The following is a 16,344-nucleotide window of genomic DNA, read 5'->3' on the forward strand; positions in this document are numbered from 1 at the left end:
TAAGCACGCCGCCAGCGTTCGTCCTGAGCCAGGATCAAACTCTCCAATGGTTACCCTTTGGAGCCTTTTGATAGGCTCTCCCATGGGATCCATCCCGCCAAAGCAGGCGATCCGCACGGAATCACAGAAATTCAGGTTTGATGTCTCGCTGCAGCCCTGATCAGCCGCAGGTCATAGACACCGCCCCGCACATCCATCGATCTCTCTCAGTTTTCAAACAGCGTCCAACTTCTATCGACTCGCAACCGCTTGCGGCTGCGTGACTTAGATCTTTTTGAAAGCCGCGTTTTCAGCGGCAGCCCATATATTTACCAAGTTGATGCGAAGTTGTCAACTGCCCTTCGCTTCTTTTTTCGAGGCCACGGCGCTGATCGAAATCGCGCCACACCACCGAAACACCTGGCCCACTGCGTCGGCCGTCGAGTGACAGCTTTCGCGAAGGGTCGCTATAGTCGCCGGTTCTGAACCAAAGCGCAAGCCCCCCCCTGAATTCTTTCCCTCGGGCAATCCACCGCTCCGAAGGCCGGCGTGCCCGCACCGCACACGCCATCACCCGCCCTTTGTATCTCGGTCGCTGCCCGTCGCAGCTTTAGTCCGGAGATAAAAGCGCGGCGGTCGCTTGCGCGACCGCCGCGAAGTGCACCCTCTAGGACTCGAACCTAGAACCTACTGATTAAGAGTCAGCTGCTCTACCATTGAGCTAAGGGTGCGGTTACTTCGCCCGCCGTCCTACGAAGCGGCTTACGCGCCAGGAGGGATTCGAACCCCCGACCAACAGCTTAGAAGGCTGCCGCTCTATCCATCTGAGCTACTGGCGCCTGCACATGCTTGGTCACCCTCACGGGCACCTGACTGCGACCACCGATCCGCTGGTACGGCAGAGTCGGGGCGGCCGGATTCGAACCGGCGACCTCCTGCTCCCAAAGCAGGCGCGATACCGGGCTACGCTACGCCCCGCACATCAGCACCGCCTTCCAGCGGCGGGGTATGTTATCCCGACCGGGCGTCCGGGTCAACTGCTGACGAGAAAAAACTCGCGAGTTCGTCAAACAGTGCGCGAAATGCCCGACCGCGATGACTCACCACCGCCTTTCGATCACGATCGACCTCGGCAAACGTCGCCTGCAGATCATGTGAGAAAAAGTACGGATCGTACCCAAACCCACCGGTTCCTCGCGCCTCATGAAGTAAGCGCCCGCGCGTCTCCCCCACCACGCACACCTCACCCGCTGGCCACACGCAGGCGGCCGCGCAGAGGTACGCCGCCTCCCGACTGCTACGTCCGACCTGCGCAGCCTCCGTGAGACGCGCCTGCAGATACGCGTTGTTGAATGCGTCGAGCGCTGCCCCTTCGAGCGCACTCCCCGACCATCGCTTGCTGTGTACCCCCGGGCGCCCGCCGAGCGCGTCGACCGCCAACCCCGAGTCGTCAGCCACGACCACACGCCCCGTCAGCGCAGCGAAGTAGCGCGCCTTGGCGAGGGCGTTGCCCTCGAACGTCTCGAATACTTCGAGCGCCTCTTCGTCCTCGGCGACCGGGACACCCAGGCGCTCGAGTGTGATCGCCGTCCAACCATGCTGTGCGAGCAGCGGCTCAAGCTCCCGAAGCTTCCCCGCGCTCCGCGTTGCGAGCACGAGTTCACGCGACGGTCCGGACACAACGGCACTCACACGGGCATCGGCAACGGCGTGGCAAGCACCGCCACCTGCATCGCATCCAGCTGACCGATCCCGCGCACGGCCAGATCAAGAAGCCCATCGAGTTCGTCGCGCGCGAACGTGCCGTGCTCACCGGTGCCCTGCACTTCCACGAAACGCCCCTCACTGCTCATGACCACGTTCATGTCGACCCCGGCACGCACGTCCTCATCGTAGTCCAAGTCGAGGCGCGGCTCACCATCGATGACGCCCACGCTGATCGCGGCCACGCGACGCCGCACAGGGGACTCCGCCAACCGACCGGTGGCCACCATCCACGCGAAGGCATCGTGCACGGCGACGCACGCCCCCGTGATGGCCGCCGTCCGTGTTCCGCCGTCCGCCTGCAGCACGTCACAGTCGACCTTCACCGTGAACTCACCGAAGGCAAACCCGTCGAGCATAGCCCGCACGCTACGCCCGATGAGGCGCTGAATCTCCTGCGTCCGCCCACCCACCTGCGAGCGCTCACGCGATACCCGCGTGCGCGTCGCCCGCGGCAGCATGGCGTACTCCGCCGTCACCCATCCCTCACCGGAGCCCTTCTTCCATCCCGGCACTCCCGTCTCCACCGACGCAGCACACAACACGCGCGTCCGGCCGAAGCTCACGAGACACGACCCCTCGGCGTATGGTACCGCCCCGCGCTCGATGGAGACCGCGCGCAAATCGCCGTTGGTACGGCCCATCCGCGCGACCAGGGAGTTAATGGATTCAGCCACGAAGCTTCTCGATGATGGAGGTGGTGGATTGACCAGCGACGAGCGGCACGACGACCACGCGACCGCCGTGCGCAGCGACCAGATCGGCGCCGACGATGGTGTCGGGAGAATAATCACCGCCCTTGACGATGACATCGGGCTGCAACCGCTGCACGAGCTCGAACGGCGTGTCCTGATCGAAGACGACCACGGCGTCTACCGACTCGAGCCCGGCCAGCACGATGGCACGCTCCGCCGTGTTCCGCACCGGCCGCGACGGGCCCTTGAGACGCTTCACCGACGCGTCGCTGTTGAGTCCCACCACGAGGGCGGTGCCTTCGCGACGCGCCATATCAAGCACCTCGATATGGCCGGGATGTAGCAAGTCGAATACGCCGTTGGTGAACACCACCGCCCCGTGCACCGTCGTGCGCCACTGCGCAGCGGTGTCCCAGGTCATGACTTTCGAGGCGGGGGGACGCGGAGCCGCACCCATTACCACTGCGACTGCACTCCCTCGACGATGTCGGCCATGATGCTTTCGATGGCATTCTTGCGACCAGTCGCTTCGCCCCCCTCCGCATACTGGCCCTCGCGCGACAGGCCCTTCTTGTTGAGCAACACGCGGGTCGTTGCCGACTCGACGATCTCGACATCGATCGTGAGTTGCAGGCGGCGGCGGGTGGACGCGGTATTGCGCGCGTCGGCCGAGGCGCCGAGCGGCAAGTCGACATCGTAGCTGACGATGGTACCGCGTACGACCAGATCGGCCTTGGCCTCGGGGGCTTCGCGAAGATTCAACCGATCCCGCAGCACTTGTCGCAGCTGATCGAACAATTCGCGCTGCAGCTCTGGCGCCGCGGTCTGATTGTCGAACGGCTGAATGGCGACCGTCTTCAGATTGCGTGGCAACCCACCACCGCCTGAGAAGCCGTAGCAGGCGGACGACGCCGCCACGAGCGGACTGGCCGCCGCGGCCAACGCGAGGCCGCGCACCAGCGCGCGCACAGACTCGCGCCTCGTCAGGGCAACGCTGCGGACTCGTGCAGTGCCAGTGGCCTCTGCAACCGCCCCGGTCCGGTGCGGCTCACCGGCGGCGCCAGATGGCGTCATCAAACCCCTCGACAATCGTGGTGTCGGACACGGCAATGGCCAACCGGCGCTTGCCCTTCTCATGAACATACTCCAACCGGAGCGCACCGTCGTCCCCCGGCCCTCGTGTCATCCACTCGACGAGCCTTCCGCCCTCGATGCGCTCGACGCGTGCCAGCTCGCGCCCGGCAAAGGTCACACGCCAGGCGCGCCCATCAGCCGCGGATGCATCACGCCCGCGCAGTGTCCCCAGATCCGCACGCAGTGTGTCTCCGTCCAGGCGCGCGACCGTGTCGGTCGTGGCCGGCACCGCCAGCCGCCCCAGCGAGGCCCAGAGGAGCGGTACAGGGGGGAGCATGCGCTTCACCAGATCGATTCCCGGGATAGTGAGCGAATCCCCCACGAGAATGGCATACCCGCCCGCCATCCCATTGCGCAGAAAAAAGTCGAGTCGCGCCCGGTCGGGGCCCTGACGCCGGACGGCGCCGTCGCCGTTGGCCTCGAACGTTTCGTCCTTGTACGACCAGGTGAAGCGCAACACCGTGGGCGCCGCCGGGATCACCGTGGGCGGGAGCACCGCGCGCGTGGGTGCGCCCGCTAACGGACGCGCCAGCGGCGCACACCCGGCGATGGCCACAAGTCCAATTGCCAGCACCGCACGACCGACACCGAACACGACGACCAGACGCCGAACGCGACCGATGGCATAGGCCAGACGATGACTCACGGAATCCGGACCTGTATCATGCGATCTCCTTGCACGAGACGATCCATCACGTCGAACCCATCGATGACGCGACCGAATACGGTGTATCCCCCGTCGAGATGCGGCTGGGTGGAGTGGCAGAAATAGAACTGACTGCCGCCGGTATCCGGTCCGGCCGTCGCGAGTCCAAGACACCCGCGTCCGTGCCGCCGCCGCGTCCAACTCTCGCGCAGGGTGAATGGCGGCTCCGTATCCCCATCGCCATTGGCGATGTCGCCGTCCTGCACCACGAAGTTGGGTACCACGCGATGAAAGGTCGTGTTCCGATACCTGCCGGTCTGCGCGAGGCGGGTGAATGCCTCCACGACCAGTGGCGCCTCGTCTCCGAAGAGTTCGAGGGTGATGGTGCCCTGCTCCGTTTCCACAATGGCCCTCGGCGACTCAGCCTGCCGCCAATAGCGCTGCACGAGCTGTTCGTAATCGGCGAGAGGCCGCGCCACCGGCGTCGTAGACCGCGGCCCCGTTGGCGCCGCGCTCTGGCGTGGAGCGAGCCGCGCCATCGCCTCGCGGCGAACGCGGCGATCCGGATCATTCTCGAGCAACCTCGGCACGGTGCTGTCCATCAACGCGCCGCGCTCGGCGCTCCCCATCGAGGCGACGCGATAGCGCCAATCGGCGTGCCGCGCCCATTGCATCTCCACGCCGGCGAACAGCGGGAGCGCGTTCTTGCGCGCCTGCTGCAGCAGGAGGCGCCGCACGGCGAGCATCGTATCCGCATCCCACGCCCGCTGCCATCGCGCCAGGTCGCGCGCTCCCACGTCAGCGAATGATTCGGCGAGCGTCACCCGCACATTGCGTACCGGATCGCGCCAACGCACGTCGAGCTCTTCCGCCATCACCGCACCATACGAGGCTGCACTTTGCGTGGCATTGATGCGCACCCGCTCGTTCTCGTCTCGCAGGAGCAGCTTAAGCGCTTCACGCGCGCGCGGCGCCAACGAATCGCCGGCAGCACTGCGCGCGAAAGCCCGTGCGGCATACTGTCTGACCTCCTCGTCTGGATACGCCGCCACGGCGAACATCGCGCGTACTCCGGCAGGCGCGCGAAGACGCCCGACGACATACGCAGCCGCCCGCACAACGTCTGGCGAGGGATCAGCCAACCACGGCGTGACCACGCTCATGGGGGCATTTCGCAACTTCACTGTGGCGAGCACCATCGCGGCACGGACGAGAGGAGCGCGCACCGCGATAGGACTCTGGGCCACGGGAACGCCAAGCCCCTCGCCGAGCGATTGCAGAATCACCGTTCTCCCCATCTCCCCCATTTCGCCGAGGGCCCACGCGGCCTCGCGCGCGACAGCATCCGGTGCGCCTCCCACCGCGCGCGCGAGGGCCGGCACGGACTCGTAGTCGCGCGCGATCCCCAGGGCATACGCGGCATTGGCAGCGATCGCCGTGTCGCCATCGAGCAGCAGCCGGCGCAACGCGGGGTAGCGTAGGCGAATGCGATTCTGCCCGACCGCCAGCGCGGTCCTCGCCCGGAGCGTGCCGCTAGTATCGGCGAGCAGAACATCCACCAACGCCGTGTCCATGCGCCGCTGATCGAGCATCTCCAGCAACCGCGCTTCCGCGCTGATCAGCAACGGCGCCGGCGCTGGTACAGGCGGGGCGGCCACACTCGCGGTGGAGCTGCGTCCGCATGCAGCAAGTACGGCGAGGGCCAGCGCGAGCGCGCCACGCAATAGCGACTGATCAGTCATTCAGCATGCCCTCCGACGCCGAGTGCTCCCCGTTCATGGCCGCCTCGAGCCACGCCCGCACCTCACGCGGCAACGTGGTGAGGCGCCCCTCGCGATTGATGCAGACGAGCGACGTCGCCGCGCGCACCAGCATGCTGTGCGTGTCCGCCCGCTCGATACGGTAATCGAACGACATGCCACGCGAACCCACCGCCGATAGCGAGGTGTACACCTTGATGGGATCGTCGTAGCGCGCCGAGGCGTGGAACCGCAGCGACGCGTCGGAGACCGCGAGGAGCACCCCATCGCGTTCGAGGTCGGCGTAACTGCGCCCCGCGTGGCGAATGAAGTCCGTGCGCCCGATCTCGCACCACACGAGATAATTGGCGTGATAGACCACACCCATCTGGTCCGTCTCGGCATACCGGACACGCAATTCGGAAACGGTTTCGAAAGCCATGCCTGCAAAATGTCGGCTGGAGGCGATCGACGCATCCGTGGGCGCTCGTTTGTCGCCTTGGCGGCGTGGGGTTAGACTGATGCCGTGCTCCCTACCCCATGCCATGTCCTCGGCGACGTGCATCTTGGCGTCGCGTCGGCCGACTCAGAACGTCGGCTGTTACGGCATTTGCGCCTGCTCCCGGAGACCGCCCGCTCGCTGGTGATCATGGGCGACCTCTTCGACTTCTGGTTCGCGTGGGAGCATGCCATGCCGCGGACCGGCTTTCGGGTGCTGGCCGCGCTGGCCGATTTGCGTGACGCCGGTGTTCCCGTGCTGTGGATCGGCGGGAATCACGATTGCTGGGGAGGCGAGACGCTCGCGCTGGAGACGGGGGCCACCTACACCCTGGAGCCGTGGCGCGGGCGTATCGGCCGGTGGGAGACCCTCCTCGCGCACGGCGATGGCCTCCGGACCAAGGAAGATGCGCCGTACCGGCGGCTGCGTACGGTACTGCGCCATCCGTGGTCGATTGCCGCGTATTCATGGCTGCACCCGGACTTTGCGACACGCGTGGCCATGCGCAGTTCGAAGACGAGTCGCAAAGGGCGCGCGCGCGACGGCGGGAGTGGACTGCTGGCGGTCGGAACCGCGGCGCTCACCGCCGCCGACGGACCACGCCTCGTGGTGCATGGCCACTCGCACGTTCCCACGCTCACCGCGGCCGGTCGCGGGGTCTACGGTAATGCTGGCGCGTGGTATCTCGACCATCAGTTTCTGGTCATCGACGACGACGCGATCAGCCGTCGTCAGTGGTCAGCGTCGGGAGACGTTGACGTGATCGAGTCGATCACGCGTCCGGATTGACGCACGGGACGCGTCGAGGTGCCGACGGCGCCTCAGAAGCGCAGCGAGGCCGCGAAGACCGTGCCGTTGGGTGATGGGGCCGCCGTCACCCGTAGGGGCATATCCCAGAGTTGCGCGGCCACGAACGCATCGGCGCCAGCAAACAGGTGATTGAAGGCGAGGGCCGCCAGCCAGTCTTCCACGTGCAGACGCCGGGTCCGCACCAGGTCGGCATCGTACCGGCCCGTAACTCGCTCAACGGGTGTGAGCGTGCCGCCAGGACCGACAGTGAAGTTGGTGGGCAGCGTATCGGTGCGATATCGACGAGCCTCGCGGAGATCAGCGTGGCTACGACGCACCATGACGACCGCCGCCAACTCAACGGCGGCAAAGAGCGCGCCGGACGAACCGCGATCGAGGCGCGCCTGCCCGAGGCCGGGCACAATCGCCGAGTACACGAAGGCACGGCGTGGCGTGATCGGCGGTGTGAACCGTCCGCGGGCCGCGACTGGTCCGGCCGCGGCGGCCGTCTTGGGCGCGACCCTGGTCACCGTATCGCGCGGCTGACGCACCGTGTCGGCGGGGGCCTTCTGTGCGTCCGCCGACGCTACCGCACCACCGACCAGGCCGGCCATGAGGCCCGTCTGCATCAGCGACCGGCTCCCGCCAGAACGCAGGGCCCGGATGAGTGCGGCAGCGATCATGCGGTTGGTACTCCTCAGCGCGCCGGGAGGGCCGCGACGAGTTCGACCTCCACGCTCACATTGCGCGGCAGGCCAGCCACGGCAACGGTGGAGCGTGCCGGACGGGCATCACCGAGCACGCGCGCGTACACGCCATTGAAGGCCGCGAAGTCATCCATCGTGCGCAGGAAGCACGTGGTCTTCACCACATGGTTCCAGGTGACGCCGGCTTCCGCGAGCACCGCCGACAGATTGGCGAGCACCTGCTCCGTTTGCGCTGCCACGTCACCCTCCACGACCTCCATCGTGACCGGATGCAGCGGGATCTGACCGGCGGTGAACAGGAAGCCATTGGCCTTCACGGCCTGCGCGTAGGGGCCGATCGCCTTGGGCGCGTGATCGGTGTGCAAGGTTTCGAGACTCATCGGAATGACTCGGGCGAAGGGGTGGGCAGACGGAAAAACGTACGGGTGTTCTGCAAGGTGATCGCCGCGATGGCGTCGGTGTCGCTCCCGCGCGCCGCGGCCAGTCGTGCGACGGTGTGCGGCACCCATCCCGACTCGTTGCGCTTGCCACGGTTGGGCACCGGCGCCAGATAGGGCGCGTCGGATTCCACCAGCAGTCGATCGTCGGGCACGAGACGCAACAGCGCCTCACTGTGCCAGTTGCGGAAGGTGATGATGCCACTGAACGAGACGTACCATCCCACCGCGAGCGCGGCCTCGGCCAGCAACTCGGATCCGGTGAAACAGTGGAGCACGCCACGTACCCGCGCCTTCGCCGCGTCGGCGAGCATGTCGCGCGTGTCCTCCTCGGCGTCGCGGGTATGGAGCACGATGGGGAGGTCGAGTTCGGCCGCTAGTTCGACCTGCGCCGCGAGTGTCTGGCGCTGCACCGCTCGCGGTGCGTGTTCGTAGTGGTAATCGAGGCCACATTCTCCCACGGCCACGGCGCCGCGCGCTGCCGCGTCGCGAATGGCGCGTGGATGACGCTCGCCGTCCCACTCGTTCGCATCGTGGGGATGAAGCCCACAGGTATGGAAGACCAGGTCGGCATGGCGTGCCGCGATCTGCTGCGCTCGCTCGGCGGCCTCCGGAGACTCACCGATACAGACGAGGGCCCGCGCACCTGCAGCGCGAGCCCGTTCGATCACGGCGTCCACATCGTCGGTGAACGCCGAGCTGGCCAGGTGCACGTGACTGTCAGCGAATTCGCCCACGTGCACCGGAGTCTGTGCGCGACTCACGACGCGTTCAGCGCGCGGCGAGGCGCTCCGCACCGCGACCACCGCGGCTGCCAGGCGGCGTGGCATCCTTACCCGCGCGTGCCGCGAGCGCGGTGGCGCTGTCGTCGTTACGCGGGTACTTGCTCTCGATCCACAGCAGCACCGGTCCGGCCACGTAGATGGACGAGAAGGTGGCCACGAACACACCGAATGCCATGACCCACGCGAACGGACGGATGACCTCACCCGCCAGCACGAGCAGCGCCAGCGTGGCGAGCAGCGTGGTGGCGTGCGTCATGATGGAGCGCGGCAGCGTCTCGTTGATCGAGCGATCGAGAATCGTGGCCAGCGTCATGCCCTTGTGCGGCTTACGGAGATTCTCACGCACACGATCGAAGATGATGATCGTATCGTTGGCCGAGTAGCCGAGCAGCGTGAGGATGGCCGCGACCACGGTCAGCGAGACCTCGAGGTTCGTCAACTTGATGAAGGCGAACGTGACCAGAATATCGTGTGCCGTGGAGAGCACGGCCGCTGCGCCGAAGCGCCAGTCGAAGCGGATGGCGAGGTAGACGAGCGTGAAGAGCGAGGCAATGAGCATGGCCATGGCCGCACCGCTGCGCAGCTCTGCGCCGACCTTGGGCCCGACCGCTTCGGTCCGCACGATCGTCACGTTGCCCTCACCGAACTGCTTCTCGAGCGCCGCCCCGATCTGCTTGGAGATGCCCTCAGCACCAGCCGCCTGCTCCTCGACCTGCTTCTCGTCGCGCGCACGGATGGTATAGTCGAGCGGGCCACCGTACTGCTGGATTTCGGTGCCAGTGATCCCCGCCTTGTCGAGCGTACCACGCACGACGGACACGTCGGGGGCCTGCTTGAACTGCACCTGCATGAGCGTGCCGCCGGTGAACTCGATGCTGTAGTTCACACCGCCGGTGATGCCGAAGGTGACGAGCCCGGCAAAGATGAAAGCGACCGTGAGAATGACGGCGAGCTTCCAGTGCTTGATGAACTCGTACTTGGTGTCGTGAAAGATACGCAGCATGACGGCCTCAGATGCTCAGCGTCTGGGCGCCGCGGTCGCGGTTCATCCAGATCAGGAAGAAAGTCTTGGTCACGAAGATCGCGGTGAACAGCGAAGCGACGAGGCCGGCAACGAGCGTGACGGCGAAGCCGCGCACCGGACCGGTGCCGTACTGGTAGAGCACCATGCCCGAGAGGATGGTGGCCGCCGACGTATCGACGATGGCGCTGAGCGCGTGCTTGAAGCCTTCCTCAACGGCGAGTCGCACCGACTTGCCGTGATCGAGTTCTTCACGGATACGCTCGAAGATCAGCACGTTGGCATCGACCGCGATACCGATGGAGAGCACGAAGCCGGCGAGCCCGGGGAGCGTGAGCACGGCGTTGAAGCCGGCGAGCATCGCCATCGTGTACACCATGTAGAGCAGCAGCGCCGCCACGGCGAGCGCGCCTGAGAAGCGGTAGTAGCCGACCATGATGCCGAGGACGAGCGCGAACGCCACCACGAGGGCGATGATGCCGTTGTTGATGGAGTCGTTACCGAGGCTGGCACCGATCTGCCGCACTTCGGCCACCTTGAGCGGCACGGGAAGCGCACCGGCGCGGAGCACGAGCGCGAGGTCCTGCGCGGCCTGCAGCGAACCGCCGCCAAGCGTGATCTGCCCGTTGCGGCCGATCGCACTCTGCAACGTGGGCGCCGTGATGACCTTCTGGTCGAGCACGATGGCCATGTTGTCGCGGATGTGCTTGCCCGTTTCCACCTTGAAGCGGCGGGCGCCCTCATTGTTGAGGGTGAACTGCACGACGTTGCCTTCCACCGGGTCGGTGTTCGGACGCGCATCGGTGAGCACCTCGCCCGTGATGATCGGGCGGGCGTCGAGCACGTACAGCGGACGGAAGCGCTGCGCACCGGCCTGCAGCGAGTCGATCACGCCCCAGCGGATCACCTTGCCCGGCGGCATGGCCGCCTGGATGGCGGGAAGCTGCAGCGCGCGCTCGATGGCGGGGAACGCCGCTTCCGGCACGATGTACTGGCCGGGAATCTGACCGGGGACGATGTTCGTGGCGAACAAGCCGCCCGCGACCGGCTTGGCCGCGCCCGTATCCGCACCGGTGGTGGCGGCAGCCGCCGTACTGTCCTTCGCGGCGCTGTCGCTCTTTGCCGCCGTGTCGGTCTTCTGCGTGAGCAGCGAGTTCACCGACGTGGACTTGGCTGTGTCGCCGGCGGTGGCAGCGCCACCCTGCGAGCCGACCGCGATGCCGGCGGCACGCGCGATTTCGTCGAACCGCGGCATAGCCTTGTCGAGCGCGCCGGATTCGTCGGTGATCTGGAACTCGAGGAACGCGGACTTCTGCACCACGTCCTGTGCGCGCTCGGCGTCGTCGATGCCGGGCAGTTCGACGATGATGCGATCAGTGCCGACCTTCTGCACGACCGGTTCGGCCACGCCGAATTCGTCGATACGCTGACGCACGACCTTGAGCGCACGGTCGAGTGCTTCGGACTTGTCGGCAACTGCCTGCTTCGACTCGTCGACTTCGAGCGTCAGGTGCATGCCACCCTGGAGGTCGAGCCCACGCTTGAGCGGGACACGACGCACGGTGTCGTACACGAACACGCCATCGCGCTTGACCCGTTCAACGACGGTGCGCGGGAAGAGGGCCCATGCGGAGGCCGCGAAGAGTCCTACGATGAGCAGGACGCGGTACTTCAGGTTTGCCATCGATGCCGGTGGCCAGGGGGAATGTCAGCGCGCCGGTTGGAGAGGCGCCAGAAACGGCGCAAAGTGCGCCAAGCCCCTTAACTTAGGGACGGGGTCGGCTGTGCGGTAGCCAGTATGAGGCGCGCCTGCATTTCGTCTTCTGCCAGCTGGGTCTTCAGCGCCTCGAGCCCCGCAAACGGCCGGGTGCCTCGCAGACGGGCGATGAAGTCGAGTCGCACCCTCGCCCCATACCAGTCTGCGCCCGCATCGAACACGTGCGTCTCGATGCGGCGCTGGTGGTCGCCGACGGTCGGCCGGGGCCCGAGGTTGAGCATTCCGCCGAACTGCCCCTCAGGCAGCTGGACGCGCACGGCATACACGCCGTCGGGGGGGAGCAGCTTGCGGGGCGACGGCGGCGACAGGTTGAGCGTGGGATAGCCGATGGTACGCCCCCGCTGGTCCCCCCGCTCCACGGTGCCGGAAATACTGTACGGACGCCCCAGCCCGAGGGCTGCACGGGCGAGGTCACCACCGGCGACCGATCGGCGGATAGCCGTGGAACTGATCGCGTGTCCGTCGGGGGCGTGCACCGGTGGCAGGACCGTTACCTGGAACGATCGGCTGCGGCCGAGCTGACGCAGCACCTCGATGTCTCCCATACGGCCGCGGCCGAATCCGTGATCGTGGCCCACGAGCAGCTCACGCATGGAGAACCGCCCCAACAATACCTCATCGACAAACTGCTCCGCTTCGAGCGCCGCGAGCGCGGGGGTGAACGGCACCACGGCCACGTACGACACGCCTGTCTGCGCAAAGATGGCGAGCTTTTCCTCGGTCAGCGTGAGCAGCGGCGGGGCCGCCGCCGGGTTCACCACCTCGAGCGGATGCGGATCGAAGGTAATGACCACGCTTGGCAAGCCGCGGGCCTCGGCATGGCGCACGAGCGTCGCCAGCACGTCCTGGTGCCCTCGATGCACCCCGTCGAAGGTCCCGACCGTGATCACCGCGCCGTCGGCAAGCGGTAAACCCACGTCGATGGCGTATGCCGTCATGCGTGCGGCCTCATGCGTGCGGCCTCATGCGTGCGGCCTCATGCGTGCGGCCTCATGCGTGCTCCCCCAGCAGCACGACACGCGGCTGCCAGCGGTCCCGCGCGGTGCGTTCCGCCATGGCGACGACCTCGCCGGCGCGCAGCAGGGCCGCCCGCTCGCCATCGACGGACGCGCGCACCGGCCGCCCGTGACGCAGATCGCGTAGCTGGTCGTCGTCAAGCACCTCGTGCGCCACGTTGCCGAGGAGCGGCAACGGCGACCGGAGCATGATGAGACCGTCGGCGATGGCGCCTGGCGCCAACTGCTCCACCGTCACGGCGTCGTCGACGTGCGCGGGCCCACTCGCGATACGGCGCAGGGCGTGGCAATGCGCCGCGGAGCCCAGCGCGCGGCCAAGATCGCGTGCAAGCGCACGGATGTACGTACCGCCGCCGCAGGTGATGCGGACGTGCAAGTCATGACCGTCGGCGCCGAGCCATTGCCACGCATCGATGCGTACATCGACGGGCGGCAGGGCGACGTCGCGTCCTTTCCGGGCGAGATCGTAGGCTCGCTGGCCATCCACATGCTTCGCCGAGAAGGCCGGCGGTACCTGTGCGATGACGCCGGTGAGCTGCGCCTCCGCGGCCAGTCGCTGCGCGTGGTGGGCGTCGCTCAGCACATGGGCCTGGGGGGGCGCCGCTTCACGCGTGACCGTCCCGGTGGCGTCGTCCGTGTCAGTTTCGGCGCCGAATCGGATCACGGCGTCGTACACCTTGGGTTCCCCTACGACGTGGGGCAGCAGGCGTGTGGCCTGGCCGACCGCCACGACGAGCAGGCCGGTCGCGAACGGATCGAGCGTTCCGGCGTGGCCGACCCGTCGACTGCGCGCCGCCCGGCGCACAAGGCCGACGATGTCGTGCGACGACCGCCCCGCAGGTTTGTCGACGTACAACAGACCCGCGAGTGGCGTCGGCGAAGAGGACGGCGCCCGCTCCGTCATCACCAACAGAGGACGCGGTAGCTCAGGCGCCCGTGGCGCCGCTGCCGGGCAGATCGCCGCTCGGCAGCTCACCGTGGGGCGCATCGTCCGATGTAGTCTCCCGCTGCTCCCGATCATCGCGAATCTGCGCGAGCAGACTCTCGATACGGGAGGCACGGGCGACGCTCTCGTCGGTCCGGAAATGGATTTCCGGTGCATTGCGCAGACGCAGCGTCTTGCCCAGCACCGACCGGAGATGGCTGGCGACACTGCCCAGCCCCTGCATCGTGGACTTCTTGTCGGCTTCGTCGCCCATGAGGCTGACGAAGACCGTCGCGTGCCGAAGGTCGCGCGTCACGTCCACCGCGGTCACGGTGACGAACGCTTTGATCCGTGGGTCCTTCGCGCCTTCCGACAGGAAGGTCGCGACCTGCTCACGAATGGCTTCGGCGACGCGGTCAGGTCGACGCGGTTCGCCCATGTTCCCTCCTCAGGTCTTGGAGGCCTGATCGAGCGTACGCGCCACTTCCTCCGTGCGGTAGCACTCGAACACGTCGCCGATCTTGAGATCGTTGAAGTTTTCGATGCCGATACCGCACTCGTAGCCTTCCTTGACCTCGTTGACGTCGTCCTTGAAGCGACGCAGCGAGGCGATAGCGCCGTCGTAGATCTCGATACCATCGCGGATAACGCGGATGCGTCCCTTCCGGTTGATGATACCCGAGCGCACGATGGTACCGGCGATGGTGCCGATGCGGGCCACCTTGAACGTTTCGCGCACCTCGGCTTCGCCGAACACCACTTCGCGTTCTTCCGGGCGCAGCATGCCTTCGAGGGCGGCCTTCACATCGGCCACGGCCTCGTAGATGATGCGATAGAGCTTGATGTCCACGCCCTCACGCTCGGCCGCGTTCCGCGCGTTGTTATCGGGACGCACGTGGAAGCCGATGATGATGGCGCCGGCGGCCTTGGCGAGCAGGATGTCGCTTTCGGCGATGGCACCAACCGCACGGTGGATGATCTCCACCTGCACTTCGTTGTTCGAGAGCTGCTGCAGGGCGTCGGCGAGCGCTTCCGCCGGACCACCCTGGTCGGCCTTGATGACGAGGCGCAGCTGGCGCTTCTGGCCGGCAGCGGCCTGCGACATGAAGTCTTCGAGCGACACCACACCACGCGTGGTGCGGCGACTCTTGGCTTCGCGATCGAGCCGTTCACGACGCTGCGCGATTTCGCGTGCGGCCGTGGCGTCGTCGACCACGAGGAGCTGATCACCGGCCATGGGCACGCCCGTGAGGCCGAGGATCTGCACCGGAATGGCCGGCCCGGCTTCCTTCACCTGCTTGCCGCGCTCGTCGAGCATGGCGCGCACGCGACCCGAGTGAATGCCGCAGATGTAGTCGTCACCGACCTTGAGCGTACCGTTCTGTACCAGCACGGTGGCCACGGGGCCCTTACCCTGGTCGAGCTGGGCTTCCACCACCGAGCCGACGGCGCGGCGCGACGGATTGGCCTTGAGTTCGAGAATGTCGGACTGCAGCAGAATCTGGTCGAGGAGTGCCGGCACGCCGGTACCCTTCTTGGCCGAGATCTCGGAGTGCAGCACTGTGCCGCCGAAGTCTTCGAGCACGACTTCGTGCTGCAGCAGGTCCTGCTTGACCTTCTCGATGTTGGCCGTGGGGAGGTCGACCTTGTTGATCGCGATGATGATCGGCACGCCGGCCGACTTCGCATGCGAAATGGCTTCGACCGTCTGCGGCATGACCTGGTCGTCGGCGGCGATGACGATGACGACGATGTCGGTGACCTGGGCACCACGGGCACGCATGGCGGTGAACGCCTCGTGACCCGGTGTGTCGAGGAACGTGATGGTGCGCTTGCCGGCCACCTCCACGTGATAGGCACCGATGTGCTGCGTGATGCCGCCCGCTTCGCCGGCCACGACATTGGCCTTGCGGATGTAGTCGAGCAGCGAGGTCTTACCGTGGTCAACGTGACCCATGATCGTGACGACCGGCGGACGCGGCCGGAGATCTTCCTCGCGGTCTTCGTCGCCCTGATCGGGCACATCAGCCGCGTAGTCGCTTTCCTTGACGGCCTGGAAGCCGAACTCACCGGCGATGAGTTCGATCTGGTCGAAATCGAGTCGCTGGTTGATGGTGACCATGAGGCCCAGCGACTTGAACGCGAAGCCCACGATCTGCGTGGCGGAGATGCCGAGGATCTGCGCGAGTTCGGAGACCGTGATGAATTCGTTGACGCGCACGGTCTTCCGTTCGCGCTCGGCCGCGATCTGCCGCTGCTCCTCGGCCTCGGCGCGCATTTCAGCGCCAAATCGACGACCGGGGCGGCCGCGCGTCGGCGCTCCGCGCATGGCGGTCATCGTCTTGGTGATGTTGGCCGACACGGCTTCCTGGTCGACCGCCCCACGCTTGTTCTTCTTGCCGCGGCGCTGCTGGTTCTGGCCGCCGCCCTG

The 16,344-nt window shown here is 66.6% G+C and carries 17 protein-coding genes and 3 tRNA genes; 1 reads left to right on the forward strand and 19 read right to left on the reverse strand.

What is annotated here, in order from left to right; genetic code table 11:
- Window positions 1–638 precede the first annotated feature (638 nt).
- From ACIQ6O_RS04925 to ACIQ6O_RS04970, 10 genes are all read right to left on the reverse strand, one after another.
- A tRNA-Lys gene (locus ACIQ6O_RS04925) sits at window positions 639–710 on the reverse strand.
- A gap of 34 nt (window positions 711–744) precedes the next feature.
- A tRNA-Arg gene (locus ACIQ6O_RS04930) sits at window positions 745–818 on the reverse strand.
- Window positions 819–883: 65 nt separating this feature from the next.
- Window positions 884–957: transfer RNA gene (locus ACIQ6O_RS04935), tRNA-Pro, on the reverse strand.
- A gap of 33 nt (window positions 958–990) precedes the next feature.
- A complete protein-coding gene (locus ACIQ6O_RS04940; protein ID WP_396206676.1) occupies window positions 991–1,659 on the reverse strand; it encodes a non-canonical purine NTP pyrophosphatase in 669 nt (222 codons plus the stop codon).
- 8 nt (window positions 1,660–1,667) lie between these two features.
- Window positions 1,668–2,387 carry a ribonuclease PH gene (rph, locus tag ACIQ6O_RS04945; RefSeq protein WP_396206692.1) on the reverse strand — a complete coding sequence of 240 codons (720 nt, stop codon included), beginning with the start codon at window positions 2,385–2,387 and terminating at the stop codon, window positions 1,668–1,670.
- Between the two features lie 25 nt (window positions 2,388–2,412).
- The gene (rfaE2, locus tag ACIQ6O_RS04950; protein WP_396206677.1) at window positions 2,413–2,859 is read right to left on the reverse strand and encodes a D-glycero-beta-D-manno-heptose 1-phosphate adenylyltransferase; all 447 of its coding nucleotides are present in this window, start codon (window positions 2,857–2,859) and stop codon (window positions 2,413–2,415) included.
- A gap of 35 nt (window positions 2,860–2,894) precedes the next feature.
- Window positions 2,895–3,407: an LptE family protein gene (locus ACIQ6O_RS04955; RefSeq protein ID WP_396206678.1), complete on the reverse strand. Its 513-nt coding sequence runs from the start codon at window positions 3,405–3,407 to the stop codon at window positions 2,895–2,897.
- 79 nt (window positions 3,408–3,486) lie between these two features.
- Complete coding sequence (locus ACIQ6O_RS04960; RefSeq protein WP_396206679.1) at window positions 3,487–4,218, reverse strand: hypothetical protein; 732 nt, start codon at window positions 4,216–4,218, stop codon at window positions 3,487–3,489.
- Entirely contained in the window at window positions 4,215–5,960 is a 1,746-nt protein-coding gene (locus ACIQ6O_RS04965; RefSeq protein ID WP_396206680.1) for a peptidylprolyl isomerase, read from the reverse strand. Before ACIQ6O_RS04965 ends, ACIQ6O_RS04960 begins: the two co-directional genes overlap by 4 nt.
- Window positions 5,953–6,399 carry an acyl-CoA thioesterase gene (locus tag ACIQ6O_RS04970; protein WP_396206681.1) on the reverse strand — a complete coding sequence of 149 codons (447 nt, stop codon included), beginning with the start codon at window positions 6,397–6,399 and terminating at the stop codon, window positions 5,953–5,955. The genes ACIQ6O_RS04965 and ACIQ6O_RS04970 overlap by 8 nt, the downstream gene beginning before the upstream one ends.
- 84 nt (window positions 6,400–6,483) lie before the next feature.
- On the opposite strand from ACIQ6O_RS04970, the gene ACIQ6O_RS04975 reads away from it, so the two are divergent.
- The gene (locus ACIQ6O_RS04975) at window positions 6,484–7,245 is read left to right on the forward strand and encodes a UDP-2,3-diacylglucosamine diphosphatase (RefSeq protein WP_396206682.1); all 762 of its coding nucleotides are present in this window, start codon (window positions 6,484–6,486) and stop codon (window positions 7,243–7,245) included.
- Between the two features lie 32 nt (window positions 7,246–7,277).
- Here the strand turns inward: ACIQ6O_RS04975 and ACIQ6O_RS04980 are convergent, their stop codons facing one another.
- The 9 genes from ACIQ6O_RS04980 to infB form a co-directional block, all read right to left on the reverse strand.
- A complete protein-coding gene (locus ACIQ6O_RS04980) occupies window positions 7,278–7,928 on the reverse strand; it encodes a hypothetical protein (RefSeq protein WP_396206683.1) in 651 nt (216 codons plus the stop codon).
- 14 nt (window positions 7,929–7,942) lie between these two features.
- Window positions 7,943–8,332: a RidA family protein gene (locus ACIQ6O_RS04985; RefSeq protein WP_396206684.1), complete on the reverse strand. Its 390-nt coding sequence runs from the start codon at window positions 8,330–8,332 to the stop codon at window positions 7,943–7,945.
- A complete protein-coding gene (locus tag ACIQ6O_RS04990; protein ID WP_396206685.1) occupies window positions 8,329–9,126 on the reverse strand; it encodes a TatD family hydrolase in 798 nt (265 codons plus the stop codon). The genes ACIQ6O_RS04985 and ACIQ6O_RS04990 overlap by 4 nt, the downstream gene beginning before the upstream one ends.
- 34 nt (window positions 9,127–9,160) lie before the next feature.
- Window positions 9,161–10,177: a protein translocase subunit SecF gene (secF, locus tag ACIQ6O_RS04995; RefSeq protein WP_396206686.1), complete on the reverse strand. Its 1,017-nt coding sequence runs from the start codon at window positions 10,175–10,177 to the stop codon at window positions 9,161–9,163.
- A gap of 7 nt (window positions 10,178–10,184) precedes the next feature.
- On the reverse strand, window positions 10,185–11,879 hold the full coding sequence (secD, locus tag ACIQ6O_RS05000) for a protein translocase subunit SecD (protein WP_396206687.1): 1,695 nt from the start codon (window positions 11,877–11,879) through the stop codon (window positions 10,185–10,187).
- 77 nt (window positions 11,880–11,956) lie between these two features.
- Complete coding sequence (locus tag ACIQ6O_RS05005; RefSeq protein WP_396206688.1) at window positions 11,957–12,910, reverse strand: bifunctional riboflavin kinase/FAD synthetase; 954 nt, start codon at window positions 12,908–12,910, stop codon at window positions 11,957–11,959.
- Between the two features lie 52 nt (window positions 12,911–12,962).
- Window positions 12,963–13,844, reverse strand: coding sequence for a tRNA pseudouridine(55) synthase TruB (truB, locus tag ACIQ6O_RS05010; protein ID WP_396206689.1), 882 nt, complete (start codon window positions 13,842–13,844; stop codon window positions 12,963–12,965).
- Between the two features lie 70 nt (window positions 13,845–13,914).
- On the reverse strand, window positions 13,915–14,352 hold the full coding sequence (gene rbfA / locus ACIQ6O_RS05015; RefSeq protein ID WP_396206690.1) for a 30S ribosome-binding factor RbfA: 438 nt from the start codon (window positions 14,350–14,352) through the stop codon (window positions 13,915–13,917).
- A gap of 9 nt (window positions 14,353–14,361) precedes the next feature.
- Window positions 14,362–16,344 (reverse strand): translation initiation factor IF-2 (infB, locus tag ACIQ6O_RS05020; protein WP_396206691.1); only part of this gene is annotated, 1,983 nt, incomplete at its 5' end.

The organism is Gemmatimonas sp., from assembly GCF_044345575.1.
Taxonomy (GTDB): Bacteria; Gemmatimonadota; Gemmatimonadetes; order Gemmatimonadales; family Gemmatimonadaceae; genus Gemmatimonas.